The following is a 13,944-nucleotide window of genomic DNA, read 5'->3' as shown; positions in this document are numbered from 1 at the left end:
AGCAATAACAATAGTAAGGGGAGGATCCTAGCTTTTCTTTGGAAAGTGGAGAATCCAATGTTATTGCTCAAAAATGGGGAGTAAAGGCAACTCTTAAACTATTAGAAAACTTTTTTCTTTTTTAAAAGGAGAATTGTGAAAAGTTACACTTTAACTATGCACCAGGTAGTGAAAGAATTGATGAGGAGGGAAATGTGTGGAAGTTTGGGATATTTATGACGAAAATAGAAATAAAACCGAAAGAACACATGTACGTGGGAATCCGTTAGCAGTTGGTGATTATCATATAGTTGTTCATGTATGGATTGAGAATAAACTGGGTGAAATTCTTCTAACAAAACGGCATCCAGATAAACCCTACCCTAATTTATGGGAATGTCCAGGTGGTTCGATATTAACAGGGGAGAATAGTCTTGATGGGGCGATAAGAGAAATAAGGGAAGAAATCGGGATTAAATTGAATAGGTCAAATGGTAAGTTAATAAAAAGCGAACGTAGGGATATTTTCAATGACTTTTATGATGTATGGCTTTTTAAGCAAGACTTTGAAATAGAAGAGACCTTACTTCAAAAAGATGAAGTGTGTGATATAAAATGGGTAACAAAATCCGAGCTTGATATTATGTACAATTCTAATTTTATAGTCCCGACGCTCAATTATTTTAAGTATATTTTTTAGCATACATATTTCAAACGAGGCATGTATACATTCTTGGTCAACATTCCAAAATGTGAAGAAGTATACTAGGGACACCAGTTAATAGTTTGTCACATAGCTAGTAATCTAATCAAGTTTCATTCTTACAAAAAAATTTTAGCCCTTCAATTAAAGAAGGGCAGATGTTAGTTGCAGGCTGATAAAATGTGCGATTTTGGAAGTAATTAAACCAAGTATTTCTCAGATTCCTTAGTATAATGTACTACTTGATCAAGGTTACCATTTTTGAGTTTTACTGCCCATTCTGGATCAGCTAGTAGCGCGCGGCCAACTGCTACATAATCAAATTCGCCTGCTTTGATTTTTTCATCTATAATTTTGAGATTGTCTACAATGGTTACAGTTTCATTATCCTGATTACTCAGATATGTACGGTTAATTCCCACGGAACCGACCGCAATCGTTGGCTTCTTAGTAATTCGTTTAGTCCAACCAGCTAAGTTCAAGGATGGATCTTCATCTTTAAATTCAGGTTCCCATATTCGTCTTGTAGAGCAATGGAAAATATCTACTCCAGCTTCAACCAGTGGGATGAGCAATTGTTCAAGCTCATTAGAATTCTTAGCTAATTTAGCTTGATAATCGCTTCCTTTCCATTGTGAATAACGAAAGACAATTGGAAAATCAGGCCCGACTGCTTTCCTGCAAGCACGTACAATATCTGCCGCGAATTTTGTTCGTGCTCCTATATCTCCACCGTACTCATCGTTCCGCTTGTTCGTTACTTCCCAAAAGAATTGATCAATTAAGTATCCATGAGCTCCATGTAATTCAATTCCGTCAAATCCGATACGCTTGGCATTTGATGCAGCTTCGGCGTATGTATCAATCATTTCAGTGATTTCTTCTTTCGTTAAAGCCTTTATTTTCTCATTTCTGTGTCCTTTTAAAGTAAAACCAGACGGACTCACAGGTGGTGCGTCAATATGTGGTTCACTGCCTGCTTTTCGTGCTGCACCAACATGCCATAATTGTGGGATGATTTTGCCACCTGCTTGGTGTACTTCATTAACTACATTTGCCCAGCCAGCTAAGGCGTCCTCACCATAAAAGCGAGGAATATCGGGACTCATTACTGCAGCTGGATGGTTGATGGCTGTTCCTTCAGTTATGATAAGCCCAACCCCATTCTCAGCACGTTTACGGTAATATTGTGCAACATTTTCCCCTGGGACACCTTTTGGAGAAAAGATTCTTGTCATGGGGGCCATCACTAACCGGCTTGCTAACATTTCATTTCCAAACGGTACAGATTGTAATAAAGTATGCCCTGCGAACTGTTTATCCAAGGCGTGCACTTCCTTCCATTGATTAGTATTATCTGTTTCCTTTATTCTACAATTCCACTATACAAATATAAACTGATAAGTCCTATACATTTACTTATTAATGAGAAGTGAAGCTGAAAAGTCGAAGGAGAAACTAAAAGGGAAGGGCATCTCATATAGTTTTTTTGCAAATTAGAACATTAGTTCTGTTTTGTGTTATAATATGGATAGAAATACATCAATGAATCCACAAACCTAACGAATAGGGAGGATGAGTTGAATGCCTAGGAATCCAGGAGTAACAGACGAAGAAATCATACGCATGTATAAGAGTGGCATCCCATACAAGGAGATGGAGCCGATTGTGGGTCTTTCATCTAGATCTATACGTAATGTGATGTATAAGCATGGAGTTCAGATGAATCGAGAGCAATCGTCTGGACAGCCTCGGAAGCATAAGGTGAACGAGAATTTTTTCAAGGTATGGAGTAATGAAATGGCCTGGGTATTAGGATTGTTTGTCACGGATGGTACAGTGAATTCAAGCGTTCATAGTATTGTATTTTCGCAAAAAGATGAGAGGATTCTTCGTTTGATTGCAGCTTATATGGAAGCAGATTATGTATTAGCCCCTGATGGACCCACAAGACATACACCTTCGTTGATTATAAATTCCAAAGTGATTAAGAATGATTTAGCAGAAATGGGAATTGGAGCAAGAAAATCTCTAACAGTGCCTTTTCCGAATGTGCCAGAAGAGTTCTTGCCATCATTTATTCGTGGAGTGATTGATGGGGATGGATGGGTTTCAAGAGATGGCTATAACTTGAATATTACTTCTGGGAGCATACAATTCGCGGAAGGTTTATTATCTGTATTTCTAAAATGGGGTCTAAAGTCTAAGATTACTACTTTTAAGGGAACGAAAGATAATCAAATCTATCGCATATGGATTACAGGAAAAACCGAGGTATTAAAGCTATCTGAGATTATTTATCAGGATGCAACCTCTGATGACTATGTTATCAAAAAGCGGGTTTATATGTCACAACATTCGGTTCGACCATATAAGAGCGAAATTCCTTTTTACGAAAAAATTAGCTCTAGAGTGCAATTTAGAACGAATATTAGTAAATATATCCTGGAATCTCTAAGAATAGCTGCAATAGAACATCATACTACGATAAATAATTTGTTTGAAAAGGGCTTGAAAAATCTTTTGGGCACACCAGTTTTAGAAATCAATAAATTATCGAGACCTGTAGATCGAGTTCAATTTAAAACAACCTATGATCGGGAGTTATTAATGAAAGTTAGGGAGTTTGCAAAACAAAATGATTTATACATAAATGATGTGATTGAGATGAGCGTAGATTATATTGATAGCAGCTATTAAGTCAAAAAAAAGGGGTGACGAGCGACACAATAATACTTAAATCAGAAAAGCCTTAGAAATAAGGTTTTTTTCTTTTTATATAAGTATATTTGTGTCATTTTTATTGACACAAATATACTTAAGATATTAATAAATGAAACAAAATTACTGAATATAGCGACACATTTCTTTGGTGCAGCTCGATGGTTTTAAATAGGATTTTTTAAAGGGAAAAGAAGATAATTTTAAGGTTTAACTAAAAGCAAAAGAATTTAACCTAACCCTTGTTTTTACAAAATTTTAAAATAAAGTTGATTAATGGCAGGTAATTTTTAGTATAATTTAGGGAGAGATATAGAATTTTGTCGAAATAAGTTTTGATTAATTAACATGTATTGATGTTCTATGAGTGGTTTATAAAGAAATGGGGGGGCTCTATGTTTTTAAAGAGTTTAAAAATCAGCAACTTTAGAAAGTTTGGAACAGAAAATAATAAAATAGAATTTGTTGATGCAAGTAGCTATCAGGAACAAAAAAAAGGGAGAGAGATAAATATTGCACCTACCACTACCTTAATAGTAGGAAAAAACAATTGTGGAAAAACAACTATTGTTAATGGATTAGAGAAGCTATTAAATAATCAAGAATTTAAAGCAAATGATTTTAATTTTTCTTATTTAAAGAAATTATTAGTCGAATATGAAAGAAATCAATCAATAATTGAAACACCTTTCCTTCAATTTAGAATAGGTATTGGAATTGAAGATAATAGTAACGATTTAATATCCAATATTATTCCTTTCATGATCCTAGAAGATGTGGATAGATCTGAATTAGAAATTTTAATTAAAGTGGAATTGGATGATCAAGAAATATTTAAAAGAGATGTGAAACTCTTAATAGATAAATACTCTGGAATAGAGAGATTTGATAAATTCCTGCAATTAATAAACACTTCTCAGTTTAACACGAATTATTATAATGCAGGAGGGGAGGTAGTAACAAGTAATTTTAGTATTAATAAGCTGATTGAATTACGTGCAATAAAAGCTAATAATATTGAGAATGAAAAGAGCCTTTCGAGGGCATTTAGTAAAATTATTGAATATCGATATAAAGCATTATTTGAAGAAGAAGGTATGAACCTTGATTCTCAAATTAATTTAATAAATGAGGAGTTAACAAGATTAATAAGTAATAAACATACTAAGGATATAAATCAATCTTTAGAGGGAATAGAATCAAGAGAAAAACTTCAGGTCCTTTTAAGAGCAGATCTTACTTTTCAAAAATTGATGAGTAATTTAATCAAATATGAATATGTTGAAAGGGATATTAATATTCCGGAAAATCAGTTTGGATTAGGATATACAAAATTAATGATGATCATAGCTGATTTAATTGACTATATGGAAAAATATCCCGAGGATTCCTTTAATAGTAAAGTTAATTTGATTTCTATTGAAGAGCCAGAAACCTTTATGCATCCCCAGATGCAAGAGTTATTTATTAAAAATATAAATGATACTATTGGTTCACTATTGAAAAGTAAAAATAAAAACGTAAATAGTCAATTGATAATTACGACACATTCTTCACATATATTGAATAGTAAAATACATAGTGGTAATACTTTTAACAATATTAATTACATTACTATAGAAAATAATTTTACTCATATAGTAAATTTGCATGATGATATTATTATACCAAAGAGTCAATCTTATGATAAGCAAAAAAGAGAGAATGATCTCAAGTTTCTAAAAAAACATATAAAATATAAAGTTTCAGAACTGTTTTTTTCCGATGCAATCATTTTCGTTGAAGGAGTAACAGAAGAAACACTACTAAAATATTATATTGATAAAGATGAAGTTCTCAATAAATACTATATCTCTATATTTAATATTGATGGGGCTCATGGGTTGGTATATCATGAGTTAATTAAGTTACTAAAAGTTCCAACACTTCTAATTACCGATTTAGATATTAAAAGATCCGAGACAGAAAAGGAAACATTTAAACAAATTTCTAACCTAACAGATAGAGTAACCACTAATGAAACAATAAAGAAGTACAATTCTAATTATGAAAAGTTAGATAGTTTACCAAATCAGCTTGAAATAGACAATATGTACATTGCTTATCAGACAGAGGTGGAGGGATACTTTGCGACAAGCTTTGAAGAAGCATTAATTCTAACAAATTATAAAAATGTTCTTTTAAATAGTGTTTTAATAAAAGTTAAACCTAAAATATATCGAGAAATCATCATGACTGATAAAAGATTTCAAAAAATAAAGGAAAATTCGTACAAGCTTCAAAAAAAATTAGCAAAAAGCAAAAGTGATTTTGCTAATGAGCTACTATATAAATTGATAATTCAAGAGGAAGTGGTAAATACACCTTCTATGCCAAGATATATTGAGAGTGGAATAATATGGTTAACAAAAAAGTTAGTAAAGGAGAATTAAGATGAGTTTATCAATAATATCTCCGTCAAATAGAGAAAAGGAAATGCAATCATTAATTAGTATTTATAATTCTATAGAGAATAGTGAAAGTATCATATTTAATTCTGGCGCAGGCGCTGGTAAAACATATTCTCTTATTGAGAGTTTAAAGTATGTAATAAGAAATTATGGGAGGAGTTTAAAGAAACATAATCAACAAATTATTTGTATTACATATACTAATGTTGCAACTAAAGAGGTCAAAGAGAGATTAGGTAACTCTGACATAGTATTAGTTTCAACAATTCACGAAAGAATTTGGGGACTTATTAAACAATATCAAAAAGAATTAGTGGAGATTCATAAGGAGAAATTGAAAGAAGAAATTTCAATTTTACAAAAAAATATTATAACTAATAAGGAATTTGAAAAATACCAAGAATTAGATGATGCAAAAAAAGAAAAATTTAAAAGGATAATGTTCGAGAATAAAGAATTATTTTATCAAAATTATAATGTTAGAGCAGCAGATTTAAAAATGGCCTTTCAACCATTTTTAGAAGATTTTCCAGAAATTCTTAAAAACGTTAGTAATTTTAGAAAAATAGTAAATACTATATACAAATTAGAAAGAAATCTGGTTTGTTTAGAAAATATCAATTTAAATAAAAAAGAATATAAATTTGTAGATTACACTTCTAACTATAATAATGATCAACTACATAATATGAAAATTAGTCATGATACCTTATTAGAATATGGTCAAAGAATAATTGAAAAATATGACACTTTAAAACAAATAGTTATTGATAAATACCCTTTTGTTTTTATTGATGAGTATCAGGATACAAATGAAAAAATTGTGTCAATAATGAGTTCCTTAGATAATTACGCAAAGAAAATTGGACATAAACTTTTTATAGGTTACTTTGGTGATACCGCTCAAAATATTTATGATGACGGTGTAGGAAGTAAAATAAACGATATTCACATTGGATTAAAACCGATAAATAAGGAGTTTAATAGAAGATCAACAAAAGAAGTTATTAGTGTTATTAATCAGATTAGAAACGATAACATCAAACAAGTCTCAATTTATAATGATTGTGGAGGGGGAAGCATAAAGTTCTATAAAGGAGCTCAAGAAAATGTTAGGGACTTTATAAATAAGTACGTACATGAATGGAACATTTCTTCAGCAAATAAACTTCATTGTCTAGTCTTAACAAATAAGGTCGTAGCAGAATATAGCGGCTTTAAGAATATATATGAAGCTTTTAAAGAGACTGGTAAATACAAAGGTATTAACTATAATCAACTTAATACAGAATTATTGAATAATGATTTGTCAAAGTTAGGTGAGGTCCCTAAATTATTATTTAGTATTATAAAACTACATAATAATATATTGAATAATAAGACACCTGTGCTTGAGATATTGTCTAAAAAAAGCTTGTCCGATAAATTAAATATAGAAGATTTAAGGAAGTTAATAAATTTATTAAAACAAAATAAGGGTAAAACACTAGGTGAATATATAACCTCAATATCAGCGTACTATACAAGTGTTAACAATGAAATCTATGAAAAAATAATGGATTTGACATTTGGTTATAAGATTACTTCATGTGAAATTTTTAAAAATTTTCTTTTAGAAAAGTTATTTAATGATATTACTGATGAAAATATTGATTATGCAAATGAAATAATACAAAAGTTATTAGATATTGAGATGGATGAGTATGAATTGTGGTATAAGTTTATTATAGATAAACAAGAGCAGAATATAAATTATCATACTTATCACGGTACAAAGGGTCGTGAGTTTGAAAATGTTATAATAATTATGGAGAATGCTTTTGGAAAAACTAGGGATTACTTTAGTTTTTTCTTTAAGAATTTATCCGATCCAAGTTTATTACAAGGAGCAGAAAAAGATTTATTTGAGAAAGTGAAAAATCTGCTGTATGTTTCCTGTTCTAGAGCAATTAAGAATTTAAGAGTATTTTATATAGATGAAATTTCAAATTTTGAAAGTGGAATTGAAAATATATTTGGACAAATATATTCGTACAATTGTGAAGATAGGTCCTCAATTTAACCTTGTATAATTTAACAATATTACTTATCAGTTTTCTTGCATGTTTTATTGGCCGCTCATATCCGATTGTGAGCGGTTTTATAGCATCCAGAAAGTTATTCATTTAATATGTTGAACACTAACTTTTTTAATATTACTTTTTAAAGGTATTTTTGACAAGTAAAGACTCTAAATCTGGTGCATAAGCATAACTATAATAAGGATGAATTGTTGGTTCATTTATTTTATAGTTTGAAGTTAATGATTTAGTTATCATCTCGTTACTTCTAAATACCGTTTTGTATTGGTTAATACTTACCTGGTATACAATTTTATCAATTTTTCCGTTTTTTTTATCAAACTCAATTTGAATAACCTTATATATTTGGCCAAATATTTTTATTTTTGGCTGTTTCATTTTTCTAACTCCCTTCATTTTATAATAAATAAATTAAGACAAAATATATCTCACAAGGCCACGATACAATTTTAGTCTTTAATTTAATTTCATTTTGAAAATTATATAAATATTCCTTAAAGTATTTAAAGCCCCTACGTTTCCACGTTTTAACATTAAAATTACCTTTATATAAAATATTTATGACCTTTCAGAAAAATTACAAATTCCCTTATAGATCATTGTTGAGAAAAAATGGGTGAAATTTCAAATAATCTAAAACACTATTAGGTATTCCAATGGTTAGTTATACTAACCATGTTTTTCTATTTTCTACATAAGTCGAGTAAAAAAAGCATCTTGAATTAATTCGATAAAATGTAACAAAATATTTATAAATATTGCATTATTTTTAATTTATTTATAAATATTCTATTTATTCTGTATATTAAAAAATGTGTGGTAATAATTGATAATGGAGGTGAATTATGTATAAACCAATTATCCTAGGTAAAAATGTACAACGTCGAAGTAATTTATGGAACTGTAATAGTCACAAAATCGGAAGGGACGTTTACTTTTATAGTGAATTGGAATACGAAAATTGGATACTAGTTGAAACTGATCCAGATGTTTTAGAATTTTGTGAGAAACCTAGAAAGGTAAGAGGATTAGTTGAAAATAGAGTATATGAGTCTACATTTGACATGTGGATTAAATGGAGAGATGGACACGAGGAATTTAGAGAGGTTGTCTATGATAAAACATTGAAAACCTCTCAAATAAAACAACGAAAAATAAAAATTCAAAAAAATGGTTTAAGGAAAATAATTTCAGCCACCGTATTTTTACAGAACACGACATTAGAATCCAACCAAAGTTAAAAAACTTAAAAACAATACTCCCCTACATAAAAGAGTTTAACAACCTCAGTGAACTTGACATATTTAAAGTAAAATCCCAAATAATTGAAGAGAAACAGACACTTTGTGAACTATTTAGTAATCTTGATTCAATTGAAAGATTCACATTTTTTAAATCTATATTTTATCTATATTTTATCTATATTTTATCTATATTATATTGGTCATGTTGATTTGAATATAGATGAAATTGAAAAATGAATAGGTATTTATTTTCTGACATCAACATAGATAAAGAGAAACTTGACCGTTCAAAGTGGCCCACAGTTCACGAGGATAGCTTAGAGCCTAAAAAAAGAAATACTTTTTTAAAAAGAAAAGATGTTATTGATATGTATTTAGATGGTGAGAAAACAATAGAAGAGATCTGTGAGACATGTGGAATTAATCATACTGATCTTTATAGACTACTTAAACGGTGTATTTCTGAAGATGAAAATAATAGTGTATACGGCTATAAAGCACTGATTCCGCGATACAGAATTAAACCATATACAAGGCAAGCAAATATAAACGGATTTGATGAGGTTACGGAAAAATTAACAGGTGCCTTTATGAGATTGCTTGATATTTATCCAAATATTAAAACCCAAATTCATAACTTAGTATTTAATAAAAAAAAAGCACGCCCTCTCAACCAGTAAAATGAGGAACGGACATTCATTTTGAATTTATAAAGGTATGTAAAGAGGAGGGGAAAATTCCCGAAAAGGGGGATTATCCATTCAATTCAGACGATTATGGAAAAAGATCCTTGTATAGATACATCAAGGAACTAAAGGTAGCTAATCCTGGTTTAGCAGTGAAAAACTTTGGAGCAGATGCTGAAGTATTATATAACGATTCAGGAGTCAGTAATCAAAATACAATACTTGTAAGGCCATTTGAACGCGTTGAATTTGATGGTCATAAACTTGATATCAAAATTGCCTTCAAGTACACAACTATCGAAGGTGATGAAGTTGTAGATGTAATAAATAGAATATGGCTGTTAATGGTTGTAGATGTAGCTACAAGAGTAATTTTAGGTTTTAACTTAGTCTTAGATAAAGAATATTCAGCTGCGGATGTGATGGTTTGTTTACGAAATGCAATAATGCCTTGGACAGCTAAAAAGGTAACTATTCCAGGATTGAGGATATCAAATGGTGGCGGTTTTGCTTCTGAAAGGATACCTGAAACAGCATATGCTGTTTGGGATGAAATTTCATTTGATAATGCAATGGAAAATGTTGCTAGAAGTGTAGACAATGTAATGAAAAAATTAGTAGGATGTCATGTTAATACAGGTCCTGTTATAGAAAAATTATTTCACACACTAGAAGAGACCGGTTTTCATAGGGTAACAAGTACTACTGGAAGCAATACTTACTATACCTACTATTGACTAAAAATATTCACTATTAAGTCTCAACAAGAAAAGGATAAGCAAAAATCCGTTCAGTTGCTAATCCTTTCTAATTGTTCTTAGCATACTAAACTGTCATTCAGCTGAAATATTTACAGAATAACCTTTCTTTTAAAATAGATAAATGGATCTACGTCAATATCTTGGACACCAATATGTTAAGTCTTTTTTCAGAACGGCATCCATTCATGGAGCGTCCTGTGTTCTGCGAAACCAGTCAAGTGAAAATTCACACTTGACTGGTTTCGCAGAACACAGGAAATACAACCCATGGATGTCGTTTCAAAAAATATATAGTAGGGTTTAAAGCGCAAAGCCAAACGATATCTTCTAATCAAGCTGCTTCTTTACGGCACCAATCCTCTAATTGCTGTGGCGTTAAATAATTGATGGCTCCATGAATTCGTCTTCGGTTATACCATGATTCAATCCATGATTCAATGTAGCTAAAGAGGGCCAGTCGTGCTGTTTCAAAGTCCATATAAGTAGTTTGATAGACTTCTTCTTTTTTTAATATCGCAGGAAAGGAATCGATGCAAGTATTATCATACGGACAGCCTTTGCGACTAAATGATTGTTGGATTTTAGCTTCCTTCAAAGCTTTTTCAAAGGCTTCACTCGTGTATTGGCTGCCTAAATCGGTATGCAAAATCAAGTTTTCGATTGGTTGTTGGACGTCGATGGCGTTCGCTAAAACTTGCAGAACAAGTTCTGTCGACATTGATGTTGAAAATGAATAGCCTACGATTTTCTTCCTGTGCAAATCTAGGACCGAAGCTAAGTAACACCAACCGACTCTTAGAGTATTAATATACGTAATATCCCCAACCCATTTCTAATTAATGGTGGTCGTTTCAAAGTCCTGTTCCAATAAGTTTTCACGTTATTCGACTTGCCCAGTAGAAGAAGTTGGGCGATACTTTTTCATGATTCGCTGAACACGATTCAAGCTAGCCCTAAATCCTTCTTGCGTTAAAATATAATGAATCTTAGGTGCACCATAGCGAACATTACTTTCTGCATGAATGATTTTTATGCGTGCTAAAATAGCTTCGTTTTCGATGACGTACGAAGATTTCACTTTATGGAATGACTGTAATACGTACTTCTTATCACATTTTGCACCTCACACATGACTTGAATAGGATCGTTTTCTTTCTCCTTTTCAGTGTGGTTGATGATGTCTTGCTCTGTTACTTTCTCGCAAATATGGTCATAGCCTTTTTTAATATCTCTACCTCCTGTTGAAGGCGTGGATTTTCCTTTTGAATTTCTGCAATTTCTGTCGGTGTTAAACCACCGCTATTTTCAATAGGTGTAAGTGCTTTGACCCATTTATAAATCGTAACTTCAGATACACCATACTCGCGACTAAGAACACTCACAGATGTACCAGTTCTGTAGAGCTCTACAATGGTCTGTTTAAATTCTTGGTTATAACGCTTCTGTTTCATTCCGGACACGTCCTCTCCAATCTTATGATAGAGACTTAAGTAACTTGTGTCCATACATCCATACTAGCATCATATTTTTTTATGTAAGGCGGTGGTAGTTTGTGATTAAGATTCTAATCCCATATTAATTGCGGAACAAGGAGCGGGTATATTTAAAAATATTCCCAACTATTACTTGATCAGTAAGATTTACAATTTGTTACATCTAATAGTTAATTATCCTTATGTAAACATAAGTAAAATGGTAAAATTTTATATATATTATAATTATTAATTTAGGTGAAAGACCTAATTTAAATTCATAAATAAAACCGATTTATTCTTTTAATTAAAGCTATTATTAGAAAAGAGTGTGAATATTAGTGAACATAGAACAAAGGTTAATTAAGCCACTAACTCTAGCTAAATATTTGTCTGAGGGTAATTATCAACATTACATTGCCATCATTAATTATTTATATGAACAGCGTGTGGTTTACTATGCACCTCCTGCATTGCCGACTGCAATCCTAGAGAATATCCTGAAAAATGATTCAATTGGTTTATTTGAGAATTATAATCTCGCAAAACTAGAAGATGATTTAAAGAGGTTAGAGGAATGGGGTAATGTCCTTGCGCATCCTGATACCGGGCATGCAACTAGGATTGAGGATTTTAATAAGAGGAAATTAAGGTATGAATGCACCGAGGAAACCATAGAGCTTGAACGTATGTTAGAGAGAATGAACAGTCAAATAAGTAAAGTGAATGGCTCAATGGATCCTGAACTTGTGAACTCTTTGGCTGCTTTGTTGCTGGAACTAGAAAGATTTAAGGTAAAAGATATATTTACGATAGAAGATGGGGTACGGATAGGCCAATTGTGGGACCAAATCCTAGAAGGTTTCGAAAAGCTAAGAAGAGACTCTTCGGATTATCTAGGAGTTATAAATAGCAAAAATATTGATGAAGCAATGCAAAACAAAGAGGTTTCGGTATTCAGAAGAAGATTTACGGATTACCTTACTGATTTCATTATGTCTATTCAAAGAAATATATATGGTATCGAAGTTTCAATCAGAGAGATTAACCGCTCTCTACTAGAGAAAGTTATTGCTAGGTTGATTCAGATTCAAAAAGACAAACCCACTTTGGATGAGCCACTCTCTGACGAAGAATATAGAGAGATATTCTTTAATCAATGGAATGGTTTAAGAAAATGGTTTGTATATGATGAATTTAATGAAAGATACGTTGATTATCTACTTAAACAGACAAGTGATACTATCAGTAGGTTTACTAAGTATTTAGAGCAAATTAGTGAGCGTAATAGATTAGTGAAAAATAGAAAAAAAGACTTTGAACACATTGCTAGGTTGTTTAAGGAAGAGAATGATTTCGAATTATGTAAAAAGAGTTTTGGAGCTATGACAAATGTAGAAAAGCCTCTATATTTTAACTCCGATAAAAAGCGTGAAGTAAATCCAGAAGAGCCTTTGTATGAACATATACCCGAAATGATAGGGTTAAAAACGGCTAGAGATGTGGTAACCCAAAGGGTGAAGAAGCAAGTTTCTGTAAAGATGTCACAAGAAGATTTAGAAGAGCTGAAAAAGATAGAGGACACAAAACGCTATGAAGAAAGTATGGTATTAGAACTCATAAGTAGGGGGAAGGTTACCTTATCCGAGTTAAGAAATGTGGAGCCGTTTATGCGTTCGAATATATTACAGTGGATTCAATATTGTAATGGAAGAAAAGAAATGAAAGGTAAGACCGAACAAGGTGTTAACTACCGAATATCGAAAAAAAGTGCTAGTTCAATAAAAATGCATTGCGTAGATGGGACATTAGAAATGCCTGATTATGTATTTGAGTTTGAGGTGTAA

General features: G+C 31.5%; 10 protein-coding genes and 1 pseudogene. 8 read left to right on the top strand and 3 right to left on the bottom strand.

Annotated elements, in window-relative coordinates; genetic code table 11:
• Window positions 1-196: 196 nt before the first annotated feature.
• Window positions 197-679, top strand: a complete 483-nt coding sequence (locus FA727_RS06960; RefSeq protein WP_136830184.1) for an NUDIX hydrolase — start codon at window positions 197-199, stop codon at window positions 677-679.
• Window positions 680-882: 203 nt separating this feature from the next.
• Here FA727_RS06960 and FA727_RS06955 read toward each other — a convergent pair whose 3' ends face one another.
• Complete coding sequence (locus FA727_RS06955; RefSeq protein WP_281280858.1) at window positions 883-2,007, bottom strand: NADH:flavin oxidoreductase; 1,125 nt, start codon at window positions 2,005-2,007, stop codon at window positions 883-885.
• Window positions 2,008-2,266: 259 nt separating this feature from the next.
• Here FA727_RS06955 and FA727_RS06950 point away from each other — a divergent pair, with 259 nt between their 5' ends.
• The 3 genes from FA727_RS06950 to FA727_RS06940 all read left to right on the top strand — a co-directional run bounded on the left by FA727_RS06950 (window position 2,267) and on the right by FA727_RS06940 (window position 7,915).
• Complete coding sequence (locus FA727_RS06950; RefSeq protein WP_136830182.1) at window positions 2,267-3,382, top strand: LAGLIDADG family homing endonuclease; 1,116 nt, start codon at window positions 2,267-2,269, stop codon at window positions 3,380-3,382.
• A gap of 416 nt (window positions 3,383-3,798) precedes the next feature.
• Window positions 3,799-5,835: an ATP-dependent nuclease gene (locus tag FA727_RS06945; RefSeq protein ID WP_136830181.1), complete on the top strand. Its 2,037-nt coding sequence runs from the start codon at window positions 3,799-3,801 to the stop codon at window positions 5,833-5,835.
• 1 nt (window position 5,836) lies between these two features.
• Window positions 5,837-7,915 (top strand): UvrD-helicase domain-containing protein, encoded by a 2,079-nt coding sequence (locus FA727_RS06940; protein WP_136830180.1) that lies wholly within the window; start codon window positions 5,837-5,839, stop codon window positions 7,913-7,915.
• Window positions 7,916-8,048: 133 nt separating this feature from the next.
• Here FA727_RS06940 and FA727_RS06935 read toward each other — a convergent pair whose 3' ends face one another.
• Entirely contained in the window at window positions 8,049-8,312 is a 264-nt protein-coding gene (locus FA727_RS06935; protein ID WP_136830179.1) for a hypothetical protein, read from the bottom strand.
• Window positions 8,313-8,779: 467 nt separating this feature from the next.
• Here FA727_RS06935 and FA727_RS06930 point away from each other — a divergent pair, with 467 nt between their 5' ends.
• The 3 genes from FA727_RS06930 to FA727_RS06920 all read left to right on the top strand — a co-directional run bounded on the left by FA727_RS06930 (window position 8,780) and on the right by FA727_RS06920 (window position 10,601).
• Window positions 8,780-9,175: a hypothetical protein gene (locus FA727_RS06930; protein ID WP_136830178.1), complete on the top strand. Its 396-nt coding sequence runs from the start codon at window positions 8,780-8,782 to the stop codon at window positions 9,173-9,175.
• A 236-nt stretch (window positions 9,176-9,411) separates the two neighbouring features.
• Window positions 9,412-9,858 carry a helix-turn-helix domain-containing protein gene (locus tag FA727_RS06925; protein ID WP_136830177.1) on the top strand — a complete coding sequence of 149 codons (447 nt, stop codon included), beginning with the start codon at window positions 9,412-9,414 and terminating at the stop codon, window positions 9,856-9,858.
• 110 nt (window positions 9,859-9,968) lie between these two features.
• Complete coding sequence (locus FA727_RS06920) at window positions 9,969-10,601, top strand: TnsB C-terminal domain-containing protein (RefSeq protein ID WP_136830176.1); 633 nt, start codon at window positions 9,969-9,971, stop codon at window positions 10,599-10,601.
• 355 nt (window positions 10,602-10,956) lie between these two features.
• Here FA727_RS06920 and FA727_RS06915 read toward each other — a convergent pair.
• Window positions 10,957-12,076 (bottom strand): annotated as a pseudogene (locus FA727_RS06915) (IS3 family transposase).
• 362 nt (window positions 12,077-12,438) lie between these two features.
• Between FA727_RS06915 and FA727_RS06910 the strand changes: the two are divergent.
• Window positions 12,439-13,944, top strand: coding sequence for a TIGR02677 family protein (locus tag FA727_RS06910; protein ID WP_158318809.1), 1,506 nt, complete (start codon window positions 12,439-12,441; stop codon window positions 13,942-13,944).

This window comes from Robertmurraya kyonggiensis, assembly GCF_005116465.1.
Classification (GTDB): domain Bacteria; phylum Bacillota; class Bacilli; order Bacillales; family Cytobacillaceae; genus Robertmurraya; species Robertmurraya kyonggiensis.
The sequence above is the reverse complement of the archived record's forward strand: the minus strand, read 5'-3'. Positions and strand labels throughout refer to the sequence as shown.